Here is a 19,915-nt window from a genome sequence, read left to right as displayed (position 1 = left end):
GGGTACCCCCACTCGCTGCACCGGGCGAACACCTGAGTACAACCAGTACGCGGGCGTCCGCCGGGCACGCCGAGAGCACGCTCCCCCAAGCTCTCGGCTTCGCTCGAGCAGGGGGGACCCCCATGACGCCGCAGGGCCCGCCCTCCGGGCGGACGACGCGACTGTGCGGACACCCCCTAGGCTGAGCCGATGTTCAGCCCCGAAGGCCCCAGTCTGCGCGAGCTCGCCGTCCAGGCGCTGTCGTCCGTCGAACGCGGCTACGACCTCCTCGCGCCGAAGTTCGACCACACGCCCTTCCGGACGCCCGACGCCGTGCTCGACGCCGTCGGGTCGGCGCTGCGGCGGATGGGGCCCTTCGACGCCGGGCTCGACCTGTGCTGCGGCACCGGTGCGGGCATCGGCGTGCTGGCCGGGGTGTGCCGGGAGCGGGTCACCGGCGTCGACTTCAGCGCGGGCATGCTCGACGTCGCCCGGCAGCGGGTCGGGCCGGCGGGGCCGCCGGTCTCCTACGTCCGCGCCGACGCCCGCGCCCTGCCCTTCGCACCCGCCTTCGACCTGGTGGTGAGCTTCGGGGCCTTCGGGCACTTCCTGCCGCGCGAGGTGCCCGGGCTGTTCGCGCAGGTCCGCTCCGTGCTGCGGCCGGGCGGCTGCTTCGCCTTCCCGCTGGTCGCCCCGCCCCGCCCGGGCTCGCTCGGTCACTGCATGCTGCTCGGCTTCGACACGGTGATGCGGGTGCGCAACGCCCTGTGGCGCCCGCCGTTCGTCATGTACTACCGCGCGGTCCGCTTCGGGGACGTGCTGCGCGCGCTCGCGGAGACCGGTTTCCGGGTCGAGCTGTACCCGCTGCCGGAGTTCGGGCGGCGACGGGACGGCAGCCCCCGGGCCCGTCTCGTCGCCGCCCGGCTCCCGGAGTAGTCAGCCGCGCAGGAAGTTCAGCAGGTCGTCGTTGAACGCCTTCTCGAAGTCGCCCACCAGCCCGTGCGGGGCGCCCGGGTACACCTTCAGCGTCGCGTCCTTCACCAGTTGGGCGGTCCGCTGGGCCGAGGCGCCGATCGGCACGATCTGGTCGTCGTCGCCGTGCGCCACCAGCGTCGGCACGTCGATCCGCCCCAGGTCCTCGGTGAAGTCGGTCTCCGAGAACTGGGCGACGCAGTCGTAGGCCCCCTTCAGGCCCGCCTGCATGCTCCACATCCAGAACGCGCGCCGCACGCCCTCCGAGACGGCGGTCCCGGGCCGGTTGAAGCCGTAGAAGCTCTCGCTCAACTCCCAGTAGAACTGGGAGCGGTCCGCCGCCACGGCCGCGCGGATACCGTCGAAGGCGTCCTTCGGGGTGCCCTCCGGGTTGGCCTCCGTGCGCAGCATCAGCGGCGGCACCGCCCCGAGCAGCACGGCCTTGGCGACCCGCGCGGTCCCGTGCCGCCCGATGTAGCGGGCCACCTCGCCACCGCCGGTCGAATGGCCCACCAGGACCGCGTCGTCGAGGTTCAGCGACTCGATCAGCTCGGCCAGGTCGTCGGCGTACCGGTCCATGTGGTTGCCCTGCCACGGCTGGCCCGAGCGGCCGTGCCCGCGGCGGTCGTGCGCGATCGCGCGGAAGCCGTGCTCGGCGACCAGGCGGGCCTGCACGTCCCACGCGTCCGCGTTGAGGGGCCAGCCGTGGCTGAACACCACGGGCTGCCCTTCACCCCAGTCCTTGTAGTAGATCTCGGTCCCGTCGGACGTGGTGAACGTACTCATGAGCTTCCTCTCGGCGGGGGTGTCGTCGGCGGGGATGCCGGCGGGCGATCAGACGAAACGCCGTACGAACGTCAGCGCGGTGTCCGCGACCTCCTGCCAGCCGTGGTCGATGGTCAGGGCGTGGCCCCTGCCCTTGATCTCGATGATCTCCGTGATCCCGGGATTGCGCCGCTGGCGCTTGTAGGAGGCGTTCGACAGCGCCCAGGGCACGGTGTGGTCCTTCTCCCCCGAGATGATCAGCAGCGGACCGCGCTCCGGGTTCTCGGTGTCGACCTTCGCCTCGGTCCACGGGTTGAGGTTCGCCGTGGCCGCCTGGAACAGCGGGGCGCCCGGCGCCGGCACGGCGAACGTCTCGTACAGCTCCCGGGCCTCCTCGTCGCTCACCGCGTTGGCGAAGGAGTACCGGAACTGGTCGAACGTGAGCGGCACGGCACGGTTGCGGTTCGCCGGGTTGGTGAGCACCGGCGCCGCCGCGCGCAGCGACGACACGGGCAGCGGCAGCACGCCCCGGAACGGCGCCGGGTCGATCGCGACCGACGCGGCGGCCAGGCCCCGCCCGGCGAGAATCTGCGTGAGCAGTCCGCCGAACGAGTGACCGATGATCGCCGGCCTGCGCTTGAGGCCGCCGATCAGTGCCGCCAGGTGGTCGGCGACCTGCCCGACGGTCTTGCCGGCGAGGACCTCGGGGTGCCGGTTGGCCTCCTCGACGGTGTCCGGGTCGTCGGGCCAGGACAGCGAGACCGGGGCGTACCCGGCCCGCTCGAAGTGTTCCGCCCAGCGGTCCCAGCTGCTCGGCAGCAGCCACAGTCCGTGGACGAAGACGACGGGCGTGCGGTCGGCGGCGTTGGCCCGCTCGATCAGCTCCTCGTCATGCGTGGTCATGCGGTCGTTCCCCCCTGGACGTCGGTGTCGGTCACGAACGCTCCTGTAAACGCGCACAGGGCGTTCACCTCTGGCCGATACTGGCAGCGGACGCGGTCGGCGGATCGGCCCTGGGTGCCCGGTCCTCGACTCACCGTGCCGCCGGGGTGGAGAGGACTGGGGATGATCCTGCTGGACACGAGGGAATTACCGGTGGGCGAGCGGGTGGAGGCCTTCCGGGCCGCTCTGCTCACCGCGTCCGTGCCGTCGCTGGTCAGGATGGAGGAGGGCGGAGAGCGGGCCTTCGCCCGCATGGACCGGTGGCACTTCGGCGAGCTGACGCTTTTCACCAGCAGTTCGTCCGGCTGGGCCGTCACCCGCAGCCCCCGCTTTCTGCGTCTCGAAGGCGCGCCCATGGTCTCCCTGTCTCTCCAGGTCCGCGCCACGGGCCGGTTCGGCCAGTCGGGCCGGCAGGAACTGGTGGACCCCGGCGAGCTGATGCTCAACGACCTGACGATCCCCTACGACTTCGCCTGGTCGGGCAGTGGCGGCGCACAGGCGCTCCAGGTGCCGTACGACGCCCTCGCCGTGCCGCCGCACATCGTCCGTCGGGGCGCCGAACGGCTGCGGGCCAGTCCGCTGTACGACCTGGTCCGCGCGCACATCGCCCGCCTCCGGTCCGACGCCGACACCCTCGCCGGCGACCCGGGCGCCGCCGCCCTCGGGTCGGCCACCGTGGAGCTGGTGCGGGCGCTGGTCACCTCGGCCGCCGGTGTGGACGCCTACGCCCGGCCCGCGCTGGCCGAGTCGCTGCTCCAGCGGGTCCTCGCCTACGCGCGCGCCCATCTGACGGAACCGGACCTCACACCCGCCCGTATCGCGCACGCCCACAGCATCTCCGTGCGCGCCCTGTACCGCCTGTGCGCGCAGGCCGGGCTGAGCCTGGAGCAGTGGATCATCGAGCAGCGGCTGGAGGGGGCCCGCGCCGGACTGGTCTCCCCGGTCGGGCGCACCCGGACCGTCGCGTCGGTCGCCCGCGCCTGGGGTTTCACCGACCCGAGCCACTTCACGCGCCGCTTCAAGGCGTCGTACGGCGTGACGCCCCGGCGGTGGCGGGCCTCGCAGCCCGGCCCGGAAGAGTGAACTCGTAGACGAGCGCGTCCTGTCGGGCGTCGACGACGAGGTCGGTGATCTCCAGCGGACGCGCGTACTGGTCGTGCACCCGGCGGGTGACCCGCACCGACGGCGTGCTCGCGGGCCGGGTGATGGTGTCGCGATGGTGCAGGGTCAGGCCGGCCCGGCGCATCCAGTCGTAGGCCCGCCGCAGGTGCGCGGCCGCCGTGCCGTCGGCGCGGTCACGGTAGCGGGCCAGCTCCTCCACCTCGGCCAGCGCCACGGCGGAGAAGGACGTCACGGCGGTCCGCAGCCCGCGTCCGTCGGCGGTCGCGTACCGGTAGCGGTGAACCAGCGTCGGACGTCCCGGGGCCAGCCCCAGTGCCGCCGCGTGGTCCGGGGCGGGCGGTTCCCAGGAGACGGTGGCGCGGGAGACGGTGCCCGGTGTCGCGGCCCGGGCGCCGACGGGGAAGGTGAGCGTGGCGGGGGTCTCGACGGGCGGGCCGGGCAGGGTCGCGTGGCTGCCGCGCCGGTCGGTGGCGACGAGGCCGTCGCGGCGCAGCAGCTCCAGGGCCTGCCGCACGGTCTCCCGGCTGACTCCGAAGTGTCCGGCCAACCGCCGTTCCCCGGGCAGGCGTTCACCCGGCGGGACGGTGCCGTCGCTCAGCTCGCCGAGCAGCTCCGACGCGATCCGTCGGTACAGGGGCTCCTCTTCGGTCGGCGGGTGGTCGGGCGGGGTGGTGCGGGGCATGCCGCGCCTCCTGTTGGTGACGTGCGGTAGCCGTGCGGGCTCGGTGCGCCACCAGATCTAGCATTGGTCTAAACCAGCAGGGAAGGGCGGCCGGGCGGTTCGGCCGAAACCGGACCGCCCGCGCCCGCCCTCACAGCGCGGCGTACAGGGCGTCCACCAGCGCCATCTTCCGCGGGTCGTCCGCGATATGAGGCCCCATGCGGTTCATCACATAGCCCAGGGACACCTCCGCCTCCGGGTCGGCCAGCCCGCAGGAGCCGCCGAAGCCGTCGTGTCCGAAAGCGCGCGGGTTGGGTCCGTAGGAGCCGTTGGCCCCACTGAGCCAGAGTCCGAGCCCCGCCTCCGTCTCGGCGGCGAGCCCGGCGCCGAGCACCAGGTCCAGGCACCTGCCCTGCCCCTCGCGGACCCGCTCGGCCGCCTCGGGGGAGAGGACGCGGTGACCGCCGTACGTGCCGCGCCCCGCGAAGACGGCGTACAGCTCGGCGACCGCGCGGGCGGTGCCGTGCCCGTTCGCCGCGGGGATCTCGGCGGCCCGCCAGCCGGGTGTGACGGCCCCGGCGGCCGACACCGCCGGGTTGGTCACGGCGGCGATGGCCGCCGGCGTCAACTGCGCGAAGACGGCGGCCTGTTCACTCGTCGTCACGACCGGGGGCTGGACCAGTTCGGCCGCCCGGCCGTACTCCTTCTCCGGCAGGCCGATGGTGAAGTCGATGCCGAGCGGCCCGGTCACCTCCCGCTCGAGGAAGGCCCCCGGCCGCAGTCCCGACACGCGCCTGACCACCTCGCCGACCAGATGGCCGTAGGTCAGCGCGTGGTATCCGGAGCGCGTGCCCGGCTCCCACCAGGGCGGTGTCGCCGCGAGCCGCTGCGTGGTCAACTCCCAGTCGCACAGCTGCTCCAGGGAGTGCGGCTCCCGCAGCCCGGCCAGTCCGGCGCGGTGGGACAGCAGGTGCCGTACGAGGACCTTCTCCTTGCCCGCCGCGGCGAACTCGGGCCAGTACACGGCCACCGGCGCGTCGAGGTCGAGCAGCCCCCGGTCGGCGAGGACGTGCGCGCACAGCGCCACCGGGCCCTTGGTCGTGGACCACACGTTGACCAGCGTGTCCCGCTCCCACGTCCGGGTGCGTGCCGCGTCGGCCCAGCCGCCCCACAGATCCACCACGGTCCGGCCGCCGACGATGACGGTCACGGCCGCGCCCAGTTCGCCCCGCTCCCGGAAGTTCTCCTCGAACGCCGCGCGCACCGCCGCGAATCGCGCGTCGCAGCGACCGTGCACCCGCATCTCGCGCTCGGGTGCCTCGCGTTCGGATACTCCACGCTCGGACACCTCGTGCTCGGTCATGGCCCCACCCCTTTGCCGGTCGTCTCCGGCCCGGGCCGCCGTCTCGCGGCCCGGGCGCCAAGAACGTACCGACTGGTCGGACCAAGGTGGAAGCCCGGCGGCGGTGAACGGCCGGATCAGATGTACGAGCGCATCCAGCGCAGCTTGGCCGCCTCCTGGAAGGGGCCGCCGCCCTCGTGGTCGTTGAAGTCGTACACCTCGATCACCTTGTCCTCGTGGCTCCAGGCGTTGAAGGCCGCGAAGACGGTCGAAGGCGGGCAGGTCTGGTCCTCCAGGGCGGCCGAGAAGAGCGCAGGGGCGCGGCCGCGGGCGGCGAAGTGGACGCCGTCGAAGTAGGACAGGGTGCGCAGGGCGTCGTCGGTGCGGCCGCGGTGCGTCTTGAGGTAGAGGCCGATCTCACGGTACGGGTGGCGGTCGGTGATCGTCGCCGCACGCGGGAAGTCGCACAGGAACGGTACGTCCGGGGCGATGCCCGCGAGGTCCGGGACCAGGCCGCCGACCGCGATCGTGATGCCGCCGCCCTGGCTCGAACCGACGGCCACCGTGCGCGCCGGGTCGGTGAGCGGGTGCGCGCGGGCCGCCTCCACGGCCCGCACCGCGTCCGTGAACACCCGGCGGTAGTAGTAGTGCTCCGGCGCGTCGATCCCGCGCGTCATGAAACCGGGGAAGGCGGGCGCGCCGCCCACCGGGTCCGCCGTGCCGCCGCCCGCGCCCCAGGCGCTGCCCTGCCCGCGAGTGTCCATCACGAAGTGCGCCCGGCCCGAGGACGCCCACAGCAGGTGCTCGTGCGGCAGACCCCGCCCCCCGCCGTAGCCGATGAACTCCACGACCAGCGGCAGCGGGCCCTCCGCGCCGGCCGGCAGGGTCAGCCAGCCCTTGACCGGATGACCGCCGAACCCGGCGAACGTCACGTCGAGGACCTGCACGGTCGACAGGCCGGTGTCGACCGGTTCGAAGCGGACGTCCAGGTCGTGCTCGCGCGCCTCCTGGAGGGTCTTGGACCAGAACGCGTCGAAGTCCTCGGGCTCCGCGGACGCGCTGCGGTACTCGCGGAGTTCGTCGAGAGGAAGGTCGAACAGAGCCATGCAGGACCACCTTGGGTGAGGAGCGGCTGCGAAGACGGTGCGATGATCACATTACGGTGACGGCCGGAGGACCGGCCAGGCCCTTCCGGTGGTTCACGCCCGTCGACCTCCGGTGTTCCCCGCCCGTCGACCACCGGTTTTCCGCGCCCGTCGACGACCGGTTTTCGGCGCCCGTCGACGGCACTCGCTCACGGCACACCGGGCACCGGGCTCGGGCGCGCTCGTCTCACGCGTTGCGATGCGTCCACTCCGGCTCCGTACGGGCCCAGGCCCGCTCCCACTCGGCGAGCCGGCGGCGCATGGCCACCCGGCGGACGAGGAAGTGGCCGAGCAGCACCACGAGCACCGCACCGCCCGTGGCGCACGTGCCGATCGAGAGGGTGTGCTGCCAGACCGCGGTGCCGTCCACCGGCGGAGGCACGTTCCGCCCCCGGGAGTCGAACCAGACGTCCACGGCCTCGCCCGGCCGCGTGCCCGCGGAGACCCGTGCCGTCGCCGTGCGCGTGCCCTCGCCCGGCTCGCTCCAGCGCACGGTCGCCCGGTAGGCCTGCTGCCCGCCGGCCTGCACCGACGGCAGGGGGCCGCCGTTCCGGTCGACCACCTCGGCGCGGACCCGGTGCCGCTCGGCACGCTGCTCCGCCGAGACCGACCGCGCCTCGCCGTGGGCCCACACGGCGGCCGCCGCGCCCACCAGCGGCGCGACCACCGCCATCAGGACGGCGACCACCAGCACCGTCCACGCCTCGACGACATCCGACCGGCGCCGCAGCGGACTGTGCCGCCACCGCCAGCCGGGCATCCGGGTTCGCATGCCGACCTCCTCGCCGTCACCGCTGTCGGAGGGCCGGACCGGCGGTGCGGTGGCGGCACCGCCGCCCCCTCCGCGTCACGCCGCACATGCGAGTGTCCACACGGATCTGGTACCCCCTCCGACGCACATCGATCGCTCACACGGCCTCGGCGCCGCCCGACGGGCAGCCCCGGCCACGCCGTACGAAGTGCGATGCCGCACGGGAGAGCCGGGCCGTCGGTCCGCTCCCCGGACGCGCCGGTGCCCGCGCGGGGAGGAGCGGTGGCGCGCCGCGTCGCGTGCCGAAGCCCTTCGGCCGGGGTGCCCGGACCGGCCGGGGCGAAACACCGGCCTCGCGCCCCTGTGGCAGGCGACACGCCACCGGCCGCGGCAACACCGGGAGAGGGCACCCCCGTCGGGGTCAGCCGAAGCGCTCGATCCGGATGCGGTCCACCGGCTGACCGGCCGTCACGAGCAGACGGGAAGCATGCTCGGCGAAGGAGTTGGAGCCGCACACATAGGCTTCCCACCCACCCGGAGGCTGCTCGGCCAGGAGCGCCGCCACATGGGCGGCCGCCATACGTCCCACCGGCACACCCTCCGGTGCCCTGCGGGTGAAGACGGGTGTCGTCTCCGCGCCCAACTCCCGGGCGTAGACGAGCTCCTCGGGGCTGCGCGCGGACACCAGCATCCGCAGCGGCACGGCCAGGTTCCGCGCCCGGTGGTGCCGGACCATCGACATCAGCGGTACGACGCCGGAGCCGGCGCCGATCAGCAGCGCGGGCCGGTCACCCGGCCAGGCGAAGAAGCCGCTCACCGGGCCCCGCACCTCGACCCGGTCGCCCACCCGGGCCACGGTGTGGAACCAGCCCGAGACCTCGCCGCCCTCGACGTGGTCCAGGGTCAGCTCCACGTGCCCGGAGTCGTCCGGCGCGGAGGCGATCGAGTAGTGGCGCTGGGCCGTGTAACCGTCCTCGGCGGTCAGCCGCACCATCAGGTGCTGACCGGGCAGATGACCCGGCCAGCCGGGCACGGCGAACCGGAACGTGGAGGCGCGCGGGGTCTCCCGGCGGATCTCGGTCAGCGTCGCGGTCTGCCACACGGAGGCGGCCTGCTCGCTCACGGCGATGCGCCCGGGCACGGCGAACCGCGTGGGCGGCACGAAGGTCTCAGTCACCGGAGTACCTCTGCTCCTCCCAGGGGTTGCCCCGCTCGTGGTAGCCGTTCCGCTCCCAGAAGCCCGGCTCGTCGTGGTCGAGGATCCGCAGACCGGCTATCCACTTGGCGCTCTTCCAGAAGTACAGGTGCGGCACCAGCAGCCGTGCCGGGCCGCCGTGCTCGGGGGCGAGCGGCCGGCCGTCGTACTCCCACGCGATCCAGGCGCGCCCGCCGGTCAGGTCGGCGAGCGGGAGGTTCGCCGTGTAGCCCGTGTGGGAGTAGGCGACGGCATGGGTCGCCGACCCATGGGGCCGGACCACATCGAGGAAGGCGTCCAGGGACACGCCCGCGAACCGCACACCGAACTTCGACCAGCTCGTCACGCAGTGGATGGCGCCCTCGTACGCCGACGGCGGCAGCCGGTGCGCCTCCTCCCAGTCCCAGGTGCGCGGCTCCGCCACCAGACCGTCGACGCGGAACGTCCAGTCCGCGGGTGCGAGATCGGGCGTGACCTCGGCGGACAGGACGGGCCAGTCGTCACCGGCGTCGTACTGGCCGGGCGGCAGACCGGGGTCGGCGACGCGCGGGCGCCCGGTGAAGCCTCGGGTGATGTGCATGGGGTGGTGCCTCCTGGGCCGGGCCGGCGGTGCCCCGCCGGCCGGCGAGCTCAGTTATTGCCTGTTCAACCGTACGGGCCCGGGGGTCTGGCGCCGCTCCTCGGGGCCGGGCCACGCGTTGTAGCGCACGAGGTAATCGGCGAAGCGTGCCAGATCCGCCGCCGGCCAGTGCGCCAGCCGCTCCCGGAAGGCCGCCCGGCGGCTCTCGGTGACCTGGGCCAGCATGCGCCGCCCGGCCTGCGTCAGGTGCAGCACCTGGACCCGCTGGTCCCGCGGGTCGGGGCGGCGCTCGATGAGGCCGGCGCGCTCCAGCGCGGCCACCTGGCGGCTGACCGTGGACTTGTCCAGGGCGTAGTGGGCGGCCAGGTCGGTGGCGCGGCACCCGCCGCTCTCCTCCAAGTGCCCGAGCAGCGTGTACGACACCAGCGACAGCTCGGGGTGCATCCGCCCGGCCGCGGCACGGGCACGGCGGGCGAAGACCGTCATCTCCCGCTGGATGGTCTCCACGGCGTCGGCTGTGTGCACGGGACCTCCCTCACGGCGTCGCTGCGTCCCTTCCCATGGTTGCATGACCCAACCAGTTGCTCAGGCGGGACGGCGAGGCGGCGGGACGGTGGTCCGCTGCGCCGTGCCGGGCTACCGGACCGTCGGGTAGTGTGGCCGCCGGCTGTGGACGGACCCAGCCGTGCGAAGCCGGGGAGGTGAGACCCATTACCGCTGTGTCAGCTCGGGTGCTCTCCTTCCGATGTCGCGCGGATCGCCGGCCGTAGGCGTCCGCCGGAGCGCCCTTCGGCTCCCGAAAGGCTCTGGGCTTCCATGCCGTCCGTGTCTCCCGTACCACCGTCCACCCCGCCGTCCCGTGACCGGGTCGTCGCCGCCCTGCGCTCCGCGGGCTGCGTCTTCGCCGAGGACGAGGCCGAGCTGATCCTCGCCACGGCGCGCACGCCCGCCGAGGCCGCCGCCATGACCGGGCGCCGCGTCGCGGGCGAGCCCCTCGAACTCGTCGTCGGCTGGGCCGAGTTCGCGGGCCTGCGCATCACGGTCGCCCCGGGCGTCTTCGTGCCGCGCCGCCGCACCGAGTTCCTGGTGGAACAGGCCCTGGACCGGGCGCCCGGAGCGACCGTCGTCGTGGACATGTGCTGCGGCTCGGGCGCCGTGGGCGCGGCGCTGGCCGCCGGACTCGGCCGCGTCGAACTGCACGCCGCCGACATAGACCCGGCCGCCGTGCGCTGCGCCCGGGGCAACGTCGCCGCCGCCGGCGGCCACGTCCACCAGGGCGACCTGTTCGAGGCCCTCCCCGGCGAGCTGCGCGGCCGCGTCGGCATCCTCGCGGCGAACGTGCCGTACGTCCCCAGCGAAGAGATCGGCCTGCTGCCGCCGGAGGCCCGGGACCACGAGCCCCTGGTCGCCCTGGACGGCGGCACGGACGGCCTCGACGTACTGCGCCGCGTCGCCGCCGAGGCCCCCCACTGGCTCGCGCCCGGCGGCTGTGTCCTGGTCGAGACGAGCCGGCACCAGGCCCCGGCCGCCGTCACCGCCTTCGAGCGCAACGGCCTGACGACCTCCGAGGCCGTCTCGGAGGAACGGCACGCCCACGTGGTGATCGGCGTCAGGTCCTAGGGGGTGTCCGGAGTCGTCGCCCGTGCGATGAGGAGTGCCACGTCGTCGAAGTTGTCCGGCTCGTGCAGCGTGCGCAGCAGCACGTCGCAGACCTCCTCCAGCGGCCGGTCGGGGCCGTCGAGCAGGGACAGCAGGGTGCCGAGCCGTTCGTCGAGCGGGTCGCGGCGGGTCTCCACGAGCCCGTCGGTGTAGAACACCAGCCGGTCACCGGGTCCGAGGTCGACGGTGGTCGTGGAGAAGGCGACGCCGCCCACGCCGAGCGGCACGCCGGTCGGCAGGTCGAGCAGCTCCGGCGCCCCGCCGGCCCGCACCCGCACCGGCGGCAGATGCCCGGCGTTGGCGATCCGGCACTGCCGCAGATGCGGGTCGTGGACGGCGTACACGCAGGTGGCGATGGCCTGCTCCAGCCCCGTGGTGATCCGGTCCAGGTGCTCCAGCAGCACGGCCGGATCGAGGTCCAGGGAGGCGAGGGTGTTGGTCGCCGTGCGCAGCCGGCCCATGGCCGCCGCCGCGGGGATCCCGCTGCCCATCACATCGCCCACCACCAGCGCCGTCTTGCCGCCGTCCAGCGGGATCACGTCGAACCAGTCGCCGCCCACCTCGCTGGTGGCACCCGCCGGCTGGTAGCGGGAGGCCACCTCCAGCCCGCCCGTCACCGGCGGATGGCTGGGCAGCAGACTGCGCTGGAGCGTGAGCGCGGTCTCGCGGGCGCTCTGGTACCAGCGGGCGTTGTCGATCTGCACGGCGGCCCGGGCGGCCAGCTCGCGCGCCAGCAGCAGATCGTCCTCGGTGAACGGCAGCGGATTGCGGGTGCGCTTGAGGTCCAGGGCACCCAGCACCTCGCCGCGCGCGATCAGCGGCACCGCCAGATAGGAGTGCACCCCGGCCCGCCCCAGCAGCTCGGCCGCCTCCGGGGATCGCGCGATGCGCGCCAGATCCTCGTCCTTGACCTCCGGCAGCATCACCGGGCTGCCGGTGCGCACGCACTCGGTGACCAGCCGGTCGGGCGCGTACCGGGCCACCTGCCCGGGAGGGTCGGCCGCCTCCAGCGCCTCGGCGGAGTCGTACCCCTGGACCGCCAGCGCGCGGATAACGGCCGCCTCGGTGGGGCCGAGGCTGGTGCGCCGGCCCTGCACCACCGCGTCCAGCAGGTCGACGGCCGCGATGTCGGCGAGCTCCGGCACGGCCACGTCGGCGAGCTCGCGGGCCGTGCGGTCCAGGTCCAGGGACGTGCCGATCCGCCCCGAGGCGTCGGCGATCAGGGCCAGGCGCCGCCGGGCCGCCTCGGCCTCGATGCCCGCCCGGTACTGCTCGGTGACGTCGACGATCGAGACGGCCACGCCCAGCACGGTCCCGAAGGCGTTCTCCAGCCGGTACAGCGAGATCGACCAGGCGTGGTCCTGGTGGGGATCGGCCGGGGTGCGGCCGATCGTGGACTGGTCGACGACGGGCCGGCCGGTCTCCAGCACCCGGCGCGCCGCGCTCTCCAGGGCGTCGACATCCATCCGCGGCACCACCTCGCGGGCCGTGCGGCCCAGGTGCTCCTCGGCCGGCACGCCGTTGATCTCCTCCAGCGCCGGGTTGACCGAGACGTACCGCAGGTCCGTGTCGAGGACGGCCAGCCCGATCGGGGACTGCGCGATCATCCGCGTCGACAGCGCCACGTCCCGCTCCAGCCGGTGCACGGTCGACTGGTCGGCGCACAGCCCCAGCGCGTACACGTCGCCCTGGTCGTCCAGCAGGCGCATGTTGCGGAACTCCACGAGCCGCGTGCTGCCGTCCTTGCGCCGGATGGGGAAGGCGCCCGCCCAGCTCTGCCCGGTGCCCATGACATCGGCGAACAGCTTGACCACCAGGTCGAGGTGCTGCTCGTGGACCATGATCCGGGCGGCGTACTGGCCGAGCGCCTCCCGCGCCTCGTACCCGAACAGCTCCTCGGCCTGCGGGCTCCACAGCACGATCCGGCCCTCGGCGTCCAGGACCACCGAGGCCACGCGCAGGACGTCGAGCAGGCCGCTCGGCCGCGCGGACCCGGGCACCGGCTCGTCGCCCTCGGACTCGGGAGACCCGGCTGCACTCATCCCACGCCCCGCATTCGCCGATCCTCGCGGCACGCCGTCACGGTGCCGACACCCCATGTTCTACCGCGCGGAGCCGTTCCTCCGAGGCCCCTTCCGTCACCTACCACCATCTCCCAACCCGGCGCGGGCCGCCCCGCAAACCCGTCACCACGAACAGGCGCACCGCCGGTAGTGCTCGCCGGAAGGTGGTGCTTTGCTGGGGTAGGGGCGGATACGGCACCTGGTGGCCGCGAGAGGAGCGATCACGATGGCGATGAACCACGAGCGACCGCACCCCCACTCCGTCTCGGTGGAGATCAGCGGGTGCAGCAAGCACGACGCCCGGATCGTGTTCGACACGCTGTGCGCCTGCTTCGAGTCCGACCGGTGCGCCGACGACGTCCCCGAGGAACTGCACGAGACGCGCCCGACCGTGTGGCTCGGCACCTTCGACGTCGCCGACGAGCACGAGGGCGCCCGGCCGGCCCGGCTGTCGTCCTCGGTCGAGGCCGACCTGCACGGCGGGTACTGGGCGATCGAGCGGTTCCGCACGACCCTGGACGCGCTGTTCGACGTGCACGACCTGAGCACGGTCTCCGGCGACCAGGAGAAGGAACTGCACGTGCGCCTGCAGAGCCGGTGAGCGCCGCACTGTGCCCTTCCTCTCTTCTGCAACTAGTTGCATAAACTGCGGGTAGTCCTCTAGAACTGCGGATACGACACCGCGCACGGAGGGCCCGATGAGCCGTTACCCGCACCTGCTGACCCCCCTCGACCTGGGCTTCACCACGCTGCCCAACCGCGTGCTGATGGGGTCCATGCACGTCGGCCTTGAGGAGGCCGAGGGCGGCTTCGCGCGCATGGCCGCCTTCTACGCCGCCCGCGCCCGCGGGGGAGTGGGCCTGATCGTCACCGGCGGCATCGCCCCCAACGAGGAGGGCCGGCCCTACGAGGGCGGCGCCAAGCTCACCACCGACGAAGAGGCCGAGCAGCACCGGGTCATCACCGAGGCCGTGCACCGCGAGGGCGGGCGGATCGCGATGCAGATCCTGCACTTCGGCCGGTACGCGTACCACGAGGACCTCGTCGCCCCGAGCCCGGTCCAGGCGCCGATCAGCCCCTTCCCGCCCCGCGAGCTCACCGACGCCGACATCGAGCGGACCATCGAGGACTACGCCCGTGCCGCCCGCCTCGCCCGGCAGGCCGGCTACGACGGCGTCGAGATCATGGGCTCCGAGGGCTACCTCATCAACGAGTTCATCGCCCTGCAGACCAATCACCGCACCGACCGCTGGGGCGGCTCGTACGAGAACCGCACGCGGTTCCCGCTGGAGATCGTGCGCCGGGTGCGCGAGGCGGTCGGCGAGGACTTCATCATCGTCTACCGGCTGTCCATGCTCGACCTCGTCCCGGGCGGCTCGACGCTCGACGAGGTGATCACCCTCGCCAAGGCCGTCGAGGCGGCCGGGGCGACGATCATCAACACCGGCATCGGCTGGCACGAGGCCCGCATCCCCACCATCGCGACCTCCGTGCCGCGCGGCGCCTACACCTGGGTGACCAAGCGGCTGATGGGCGAGGTGTCCGTGCCGCTCGTCACGACCAACCGCATCAACACCCCCGAACTCGCCGAGGAGTTGCTCGCCGAGGGCGCGGCCGACATGGTGTCCATGGCCCGGCCGATGCTCGCCGACCCGGACTTCGTCGCCAAGGCCGCCGCCGGCAAGCCGGAGGCGATCAACACCTGCATCGGCTGCAACCAGGCCTGCCTCGACCACACCTTCAGCGGCCAGATCACCTCCTGCCTGGTCAACCCGCGCGCCTGCCATGAGACCGAACTGGTGCTCTCCCCGACCCGGCTGCGCAAGCGCGTCGCGGTCGTCGGCGCCGGACCGGCGGGGCTGGCCTGCGCGGTCTCCGCCGCCGAGCGCGGGCACGAGGTCACGCTGTTCGACGCGGCGAGCGAGATCGGCGGACAGCTGAACGTCGCCCGCAAGGTGCCGGGCAAGCAGGAGTTCGACGAGACGCTGCGCTACTTCCGCACCCAGCTCGACTGGCACGGCGTCGAGATCCGCCTGAACACCCTGGTCACGGTCGCGGACGTCGACCGTTTCGACGAGGTCGTCGTCGCCACCGGCGTCACCCCGCGCACCCCCGACATCCCGGGCGTGGACCACCCGAGCGTCCTCGGCTACCTCGACGTGCTCCGCGACGGCGCCCCCGTCGGCGACCGGGTCGCGATCCTCGGCGCGGGCGGCATCGGCTTCGACGTCGCTGAGTTCCTCACCGACACCGGCGACAAGGCCCACGAGAACCCGCAGACGTACTTCCGCCAGTGGGGCGTCGACCTCGACTACCGCGCCCCGGGCGGCCTCGCCGCGCCCGAGCGGCCCGCCCCGCCGCGCACCGTGCACCTGCTCCAGCGCAAGACGTCCAAGGTCGGCGCCGGCCTCGGCAAGACCACCGGCTGGATCCACCGCACCGAGCTCAAGCACCGCGGCGTCACCATGGTCCCGGGCGTGCGCTACGACCGGATCGACGACGCCGGACTCCACGTCACGGTCGGTGAGGAGAGCACGGTGCTGGAGGTCGACACCATCGTGCTGTGCACGGGCCAGGAACCGCGCCGGGGCCTGTACGAGGAGCTGCTCGCCGCCGGGCGCAGCGCCCACCTCATCGGCGGGGCGGACGTGGCCGCGGAACTGGACGCCAAGCGCGCCATCAAGCAGGGCACCGAGCTGGCGGCGGCCCTGTAGGGGGCCTGCCCCGTCCCTAGGATGACTCCATGTCACTCCCGCACGCGATCCTCACCGCCCTCCTGGAGAAGCCGTCGTCCGGGCTCGAGCTGACCCGCCGGTTCGACCGGTCGATCGGCTACTTCTGGTCGGCGACGCACCAGCAGATCTATCGCGAGCTGGGAAAACTGGAGGCCGACGGCCTCATCAGGGCCCTGCCGACCGAGCAGCCGGCGCGCGGGCAGAAGAAGAGCTACGAGGTCCTGGCCGCGGGCCGCGCCGAACTGGCCCGCTGGACCGCCGCCTCCCAGGACCCCAAGCCGCACCGCGACCCGCTGCTGCTGCGGCTGAGGGCGGCGGCCGTGGTCGGCACCGCGGGCCTGGAGGAGGATCTGCGACGCCATCTGGAGCTGCACGAGAGGCAGTTGGCGGAGTACCGGGAGATCGAGCAGCGCGACTTCCCGCCCGGCCGGGACGGCACCGAGGACCGGCTGCGGCACCTGGTGCTGCGGGCCGGCATCGACCTGGAGACCTTCTGGACCCAGTGGCTCAGGCACGCCCTGGCGGACTTCGCCGAACTCCCCGACGGCGAGCCGGCCGGCCCGGCCTGATCAGGGGATGCGGGCTCCTGTCCGGCCTGACCAGGGCATGCCGGCACCCGTCCGGCCCGGGCGGGACGTGACAGCGGCCCGCCCGGCCGGAGCGCTTCGGCAGGGCGGACCGCCGTCCGTACCGGGTCAGAGCCGGTACGGCTTGTTGCGCCGGCGCAGGTACCAGGCCGTCGCGAGGACGCCCGTCCCGACCAGCGCGCCGCCCGCCACCAGCGTGACGGTGCCGTAGTCCGTCGACGAACCGCCGACCCCGCCCATGACGCCGCGGGACGGCGAGGCCGACGGCGACGGGGACCGCGTGGGGGCGGGGGAGACGACGACGGACTGGGTGCCCGCGGTGGTGCCGTCGGAGCAGATGACGATGACGGTGTACGTACCCGGAGTGACGTTCGACCAGGCGGCGGACTGGCTGGTGGACGTCCCCGACAGGGTCACCTGACGCCCCTGGGCGAAGCTGCCTTGACTGCTGGTGAGGAGCGAGGCGGTGCCCCAGCTGCCGTTGACCTGGGTGCACGTACTGGTCGTGACCGAGACCGTGGAGCCCGTGGTGCTCACGGAGATGCCCGGGCCCGCGGCAGCGGGCACCGCCGCCAGGGCGAGGGGCAGCGCGGCGGCGGCCACGGTCAGGCCGGAGCGGAGAACTGGCGATGAGTTGCGCATGTGACTGCCCTCCGGCGGCACGGTTGGCGGTACATCCCTAGCGCCGCCGAGGATCGGGAACGCCCGTGCTGCCTCAGGGTCAGCCAAGACGCACCGGGTCCGGGCCGCACGCCGGGTGCCCCCGTGCAGGTGACGGCGTCCACCGGCCGGCCGACGCCGGACGGGCAGATCGTCCCCGTGGGCCGGTCGTCACCGTTGCCCCGTCGTCACCGTCCGCTCCTCGGAGAAGCCGCCCCAGGTGCCGTCCGGCAGCATCGCCCGGATCCGGACACGATGGCCGACCCCGGCCTCCCGCCCCACGTAGAAGCTGTACGTCGCCCGGTCACGCGGGGCGCGCCCGCCGAACACGAGGGACGTGGCGGGGCGGCCGTCCAGATGGATCTGGTACTCGGCGACCTCGCCGTCCACGCGCGGCGGCACCCAGCTCAGATCGACGTGGTACGCCCCGTCCTCGCGATGGCTCGACGCCCGGAAGCCGGTGGGGGCCGTGGCGCGGCCGTCGCCGCTGCCCGGGGTGGTGAGGCGGACGGCGGAAGTGGCGGGGGAGACGTTGCCCGCCGCGTCCCGGGCCCGGACGGTGAACGAGTAGGACGTGCCGGGGCGCAGCCCCGTGACGACGGTGGCCGTCTGACCACCGCCCACACTGTGGATCTTCGTGTCCCCCTGGTGGATGTCGTACGACACCACGTCCCGGTCGTCCGCCGGGGCGGACCAGGACAGCTGGACCGCCCGGCTGCCGGCCGGCCGCCCGCCGAGCGCCGAGGGGCGCGCCGGTGCGGAGCGGTCGTCCGAGACGGACGCGGGCGTCCTCGCCCGCACCTCGCGGCTGCGTGGCCCGAGCCGCCCGTCGGCGTCCCGCGCCCGCACCGTGAAGGCGTACAGCGTGGAGGGGCGGAGCCTGGTGACATCCACCATGTGCTCCGAACCCGGCACCTTTCTGACCATCGTGGTGCCGCGATACACCTCGTAGGCGTCGGCCTCAGGGATCGCGTTCCACATGACGTGCACGCTGGTCGCGCTGCCCGCGGTGGCGGTGACGCCCGTCGGCGCGCCGGGCGGAGCACCGCGGTGTCCTTCGTCCGCGCCCGCCCAGCCGCAGGAGGCGACCAGCGCGAGACACCCGCAGAGTGCGAGGCGGCGGAGGAGGGGGAGCGGAGCGGAAAGGCCTCGCACGACACTGCCTCCCGGGAGCGGCCCTCATGAATGGTCCGGACCAATATGACGCGACTGACGCGACCACATCAAGAGGGCGGTGCGGCAGGAGTCGTCACCCCGCAGTGCGCGACCACCCGTGAGGGTTACGTATGCTGATGTTCCTCACGGCCGAACACCTGGCGCACACCGGGGAGTTCGGGCCTGTCGCGCGGACCGCTGTCGTCGCAGATCCCGCGCCGGCGCGGGTGGCCGGGTGGCCCGGGTCTTACGCGGACTCAGGCGCCCGGCCCCTGCCGGAGGTTGGGGCCGTGCACCGTCCGGCCCCCCAGCGGTGGCCGGGTGACTGCCCCGGGGCCAGATTGGGCTGAGTGCCCGTCAGGTTCCTACGAGAGGCTCCCGTATCGTGCGTGTCCGCTCGCTCACCCTGGCCGCTGCCAGCGCCGCCCTGCTCGCCCCGACGACCCCGCCCGCCCTCGCGTCCCCGTCGGTGGCGTGGCGCGACAACCCCGTCCGCGCCGCCGACCTGCTCGCCCGGCTCAAGGACTGCGCGCCCGTCTCCCGCGGCCGGTACCGCAGCGACCAGGGCGCACCCGCCGACATCCCGGTCTGCGGCACCCGCGACGCGGTGTTCTGGAAAGCCGACATGGACATCGACTGCGACGGCCGCCCGGGACCCCGCTGCAACCGCCGCACCGACCCGTACTTCGCCCCGAGCACGGCCTACGCACAGTCCGACGGGCGGCCGTTGAGCGCGGAGACCCTGCCCTTCGTCGTCGTCCCGGCACCGAGCGGCATCTGGGACTACCGGAAGCACGGCGTGACCGGCGGCTCGGTCGTCGCCGTCGTGTACCGCGACCGGGTGCGGTACGCGGTCGTCGGCGACACGGGCCCGCAGGGCATCATCGGGGAGGCGTCCTACGCGACCGCCAAGGCGCTCGGCATCCGCCCCGACCCGCACGGCGGCGGCGCGCCCTCCGGCGTCACCTACGTCGTCTTCAAGAACACCCGCGTCTCACCCATCGAGGACCACGCCGCGGCCGTGACGGCGGGGGAGCGCCTGGCCAGGCGGTTCGTCACCGGACGCTGAGCGCCTGACGGCTGAGGGCGTGACGAGCGCATGGCGGTGAGCGCATGACGCGGCGCACGGATCCGTCCTGGGCCGTGCCGGGCCGGGCGCACCGCCGCGTGCGGCGCGCCCGGGGACCGGTCTCACACCTTCCGGTACGTGTACGCCTCCGCGGCGGCCGACTCCACTGCCGCCAGATCCGCCCCGGTGGCCGCCGTGACGACCGCGGCCACGGCGCCCTCCACGAACGGTGCGTCCACCAGCCGCGTCCCCTCCGGGAGTTCGTCGCCTTCGGCGAGCAGCGCCTTCACGGTGAGCACCGCGCTGCCCAGGTCGGTCAGGACGGCGACTCCGGCACCCCGGTCGACGGATGCGGCCGCCGCGGCGATCAGTTCGGCGCTCGTGCCGAGCCCGCCGCCCTCGGTGCCGCCCGCCGGGGCGACCGGAACCACCGGACCACCGCCCGCCAGCCCCTTCGCCAGCGCGGCGACCGACGCGGCCACCTCCGCGCTGTGCGACACCAGCACGATCCCCACGAGCCGCTCGCCACTCAC

At 73.8% G+C, this 19,915-nt stretch carries 20 protein-coding genes; 7 read left to right on the top strand and 13 right to left on the bottom strand.

What is annotated here, in order from left to right; genetic code table 11:
- The first annotated feature begins 189 nt into the window (after positions 1 to 189).
- On the top strand, positions 190 to 915 hold the full coding sequence (locus tag ABZ948_RS30840; RefSeq protein WP_359765022.1) for a methyltransferase domain-containing protein: 726 nt from the start codon (positions 190 to 192) through the stop codon (positions 913 to 915).
- Here the strand turns inward: ABZ948_RS30840 and ABZ948_RS30835 are convergent, their stop codons facing one another.
- Both ABZ948_RS30835 and ABZ948_RS30830 read right to left on the bottom strand, forming a co-directional pair.
- Positions 916 to 1,737 (bottom strand): alpha/beta fold hydrolase, encoded by an 822-nt coding sequence (locus tag ABZ948_RS30835; RefSeq protein ID WP_359765020.1) that lies wholly within the window; start codon positions 1,735 to 1,737, stop codon positions 916 to 918.
- A 48-nt stretch (positions 1,738 to 1,785) separates the two neighbouring features.
- Positions 1,786 to 2,619, bottom strand: a complete 834-nt coding sequence (locus ABZ948_RS30830; RefSeq protein ID WP_359765018.1) for an alpha/beta hydrolase — start codon at positions 2,617 to 2,619, stop codon at positions 1,786 to 1,788.
- A gap of 162 nt (positions 2,620 to 2,781) precedes the next feature.
- Here ABZ948_RS30830 and ABZ948_RS30825 point away from each other — a divergent pair, with 162 nt between their 5' ends.
- Positions 2,782 to 3,741 (top strand): helix-turn-helix domain-containing protein, encoded by a 960-nt coding sequence (locus ABZ948_RS30825; RefSeq protein ID WP_359765016.1) that lies wholly within the window; start codon positions 2,782 to 2,784, stop codon positions 3,739 to 3,741.
- Here the strand turns inward: ABZ948_RS30825 and ABZ948_RS30820 are convergent.
- From ABZ948_RS30820 to ABZ948_RS30790, 7 genes are all read right to left on the bottom strand, one after another.
- Entirely contained in the window at positions 3,677 to 4,462 is a 786-nt protein-coding gene (locus ABZ948_RS30820; RefSeq protein WP_359765014.1) for a GntR family transcriptional regulator, read from the bottom strand. The two genes, ABZ948_RS30825 and ABZ948_RS30820, sit on opposite strands and share 65 nt — an antisense overlap.
- A gap of 130 nt (positions 4,463 to 4,592) precedes the next feature.
- The gene (locus tag ABZ948_RS30815; RefSeq protein ID WP_435857657.1) at positions 4,593 to 5,804 is read right to left on the bottom strand and encodes a serine hydrolase domain-containing protein; all 1,212 of its coding nucleotides are present in this window, start codon (positions 5,802 to 5,804) and stop codon (positions 4,593 to 4,595) included.
- A 116-nt stretch (positions 5,805 to 5,920) separates the two neighbouring features.
- A complete protein-coding gene (locus ABZ948_RS30810) occupies positions 5,921 to 6,889 on the bottom strand; it encodes an acetylxylan esterase (RefSeq protein ID WP_359765012.1) in 969 nt (322 codons plus the stop codon).
- A 226-nt stretch (positions 6,890 to 7,115) separates the two neighbouring features.
- On the bottom strand, positions 7,116 to 7,700 hold the full coding sequence (locus ABZ948_RS30805; protein ID WP_359765010.1) for an Rv1733c family protein: 585 nt from the start codon (positions 7,698 to 7,700) through the stop codon (positions 7,116 to 7,118).
- A 400-nt stretch (positions 7,701 to 8,100) separates the two neighbouring features.
- Positions 8,101 to 8,856 (bottom strand): ferredoxin reductase, encoded by a 756-nt coding sequence (locus ABZ948_RS30800; RefSeq protein ID WP_359765008.1) that lies wholly within the window; start codon positions 8,854 to 8,856, stop codon positions 8,101 to 8,103.
- On the bottom strand, positions 8,849 to 9,454 hold the full coding sequence (locus ABZ948_RS30795) for a sulfite oxidase-like oxidoreductase (RefSeq protein ID WP_359765006.1): 606 nt from the start codon (positions 9,452 to 9,454) through the stop codon (positions 8,849 to 8,851). The genes ABZ948_RS30800 and ABZ948_RS30795 overlap by 8 nt, the downstream gene beginning before the upstream one ends.
- 54 nt (positions 9,455 to 9,508) lie before the next feature.
- Positions 9,509 to 9,979, bottom strand: coding sequence for a MarR family winged helix-turn-helix transcriptional regulator (locus ABZ948_RS30790; protein ID WP_359765005.1), 471 nt, complete (start codon positions 9,977 to 9,979; stop codon positions 9,509 to 9,511).
- A gap of 291 nt (positions 9,980 to 10,270) precedes the next feature.
- Here ABZ948_RS30790 and ABZ948_RS30785 point away from each other — a divergent pair, with 291 nt between their 5' ends.
- On the top strand, positions 10,271 to 11,074 hold the full coding sequence (locus ABZ948_RS30785) for a putative protein N(5)-glutamine methyltransferase (protein ID WP_359765003.1): 804 nt from the start codon (positions 10,271 to 10,273) through the stop codon (positions 11,072 to 11,074).
- Here the strand turns inward: ABZ948_RS30785 and ABZ948_RS30780 are convergent.
- Complete coding sequence (locus ABZ948_RS30780) at positions 11,071 to 13,155, bottom strand: SpoIIE family protein phosphatase (RefSeq protein ID WP_359765001.1); 2,085 nt, start codon at positions 13,153 to 13,155, stop codon at positions 11,071 to 11,073. The genes ABZ948_RS30785 and ABZ948_RS30780 overlap by 4 nt on opposite strands.
- Positions 13,156 to 13,408: 253 nt before the next feature.
- Between ABZ948_RS30780 and ABZ948_RS30775 the strand changes: the two genes are divergently transcribed.
- The 3 genes from ABZ948_RS30775 (at position 13,409) to ABZ948_RS30765 (ending at position 16,480) form a co-directional block, all read left to right on the top strand.
- Positions 13,409 to 13,777, top strand: a complete 369-nt coding sequence (locus ABZ948_RS30775) for a hypothetical protein (protein WP_031119579.1) — start codon at positions 13,409 to 13,411, stop codon at positions 13,775 to 13,777.
- Positions 13,778 to 13,874: 97 nt separating this feature from the next.
- Positions 13,875 to 15,890 (top strand): FAD-dependent oxidoreductase, encoded by a 2,016-nt coding sequence (locus tag ABZ948_RS30770; RefSeq protein WP_359764999.1) that lies wholly within the window; start codon positions 13,875 to 13,877, stop codon positions 15,888 to 15,890.
- 29 nt (positions 15,891 to 15,919) lie between these two features.
- Entirely contained in the window at positions 15,920 to 16,480 is a 561-nt protein-coding gene (locus ABZ948_RS30765) for a PadR family transcriptional regulator (protein ID WP_359764997.1), read from the top strand.
- A gap of 126 nt (positions 16,481 to 16,606) precedes the next feature.
- Here the strand turns inward: ABZ948_RS30765 and ABZ948_RS30760 are convergent, their stop codons facing one another.
- Positions 16,607 to 17,140, bottom strand: a complete 534-nt coding sequence (locus tag ABZ948_RS30760; protein WP_359764995.1) for a hypothetical protein — start codon at positions 17,138 to 17,140, stop codon at positions 16,607 to 16,609.
- Positions 17,141 to 17,329: 189 nt separating this feature from the next.
- Complete coding sequence (locus tag ABZ948_RS30755) at positions 17,330 to 18,313, bottom strand: fibronectin type III domain-containing protein (RefSeq protein ID WP_359764993.1); 984 nt, start codon at positions 18,311 to 18,313, stop codon at positions 17,330 to 17,332.
- A 385-nt stretch (positions 18,314 to 18,698) separates the two neighbouring features.
- Here ABZ948_RS30755 and ABZ948_RS30750 point away from each other — a divergent pair, with 385 nt between their 5' ends.
- The gene (locus ABZ948_RS30750; protein ID WP_359764991.1) at positions 18,699 to 19,382 is read left to right on the top strand and encodes a glycoside hydrolase family 75 protein; all 684 of its coding nucleotides are present in this window, start codon (positions 18,699 to 18,701) and stop codon (positions 19,380 to 19,382) included.
- Between the two features lie 122 nt (positions 19,383 to 19,504).
- Here the strand turns inward: ABZ948_RS30750 and ABZ948_RS30745 are convergent, their stop codons facing one another.
- Entirely contained in the window at positions 19,505 to 19,915 is a 411-nt protein-coding gene (locus ABZ948_RS30745) for a PTS sugar transporter subunit IIA domain-containing protein (protein WP_359765038.1), read from the bottom strand.

Origin of the sequence: Streptomyces olindensis (assembly GCF_040645895.1) — a bacterium.
Taxonomy (GTDB): Bacteria; Actinomycetota; Actinomycetes; order Streptomycetales; family Streptomycetaceae; genus Streptomyces; species Streptomyces olindensis.
This window is presented reverse-complemented; position numbering and strand designations above follow the sequence as displayed.

Coding starts and splice junctions, on each gene's coding strand:
- ABZ948_RS30840 (WP_359765022.1), top strand. CDS start 190: ATGTTCAGCCCCGAAGGCCCCAGTCTGCGCGAGCTCGCCGTCCAGGCG.
- ABZ948_RS30835 (WP_359765020.1), bottom strand. CDS start 1,737: ATGAGTACGTTCACCACGTCCGACGGGACCGAGATCTACTACAAGGAC.
- ABZ948_RS30830 (WP_359765018.1), bottom strand. CDS start 2,619: ATGACCACGCATGACGAGGAGCTGATCGAGCGGGCCAACGCCGCCGAC.
- ABZ948_RS30825 (WP_359765016.1), top strand. CDS start 2,782: ATGATCCTGCTGGACACGAGGGAATTACCGGTGGGCGAGCGGGTGGAG.
- ABZ948_RS30820 (WP_359765014.1), bottom strand. CDS start 4,462: ATGCCCCGCACCACCCCGCCCGACCACCCGCCGACCGAAGAGGAGCCC.
- ABZ948_RS30815 (WP_435857657.1), bottom strand. CDS start 5,804: ATGACCGAGCACGAGGTGTCCGAGCGTGGAGTATCCGAACGCGAGGCA.
- ABZ948_RS30810 (WP_359765012.1), bottom strand. CDS start 6,889: ATGGCTCTGTTCGACCTTCCTCTCGACGAACTCCGCGAGTACCGCAGC.
- ABZ948_RS30805 (WP_359765010.1), bottom strand. CDS start 7,700: ATGCGAACCCGGATGCCCGGCTGGCGGTGGCGGCACAGTCCGCTGCGG.
- ABZ948_RS30795 (WP_359765006.1), bottom strand. CDS start 9,454: ATGCACATCACCCGAGGCTTCACCGGGCGCCCGCGCGTCGCCGACCCC.
- ABZ948_RS30785 (WP_359765003.1), top strand. CDS start 10,271: ATGCCGTCCGTGTCTCCCGTACCACCGTCCACCCCGCCGTCCCGTGAC.
- ABZ948_RS30780 (WP_359765001.1), bottom strand. CDS start 13,155: ATGAGTGCAGCCGGGTCTCCCGAGTCCGAGGGCGACGAGCCGGTGCCC.
- ABZ948_RS30775 (WP_031119579.1), top strand. CDS start 13,409: ATGAACCACGAGCGACCGCACCCCCACTCCGTCTCGGTGGAGATCAGC.
- ABZ948_RS30770 (WP_359764999.1), top strand. CDS start 13,875: ATGAGCCGTTACCCGCACCTGCTGACCCCCCTCGACCTGGGCTTCACC.
- ABZ948_RS30765 (WP_359764997.1), top strand. CDS start 15,920: ATGTCACTCCCGCACGCGATCCTCACCGCCCTCCTGGAGAAGCCGTCG.
- ABZ948_RS30760 (WP_359764995.1), bottom strand. CDS start 17,140: ATGCGCAACTCATCGCCAGTTCTCCGCTCCGGCCTGACCGTGGCCGCC.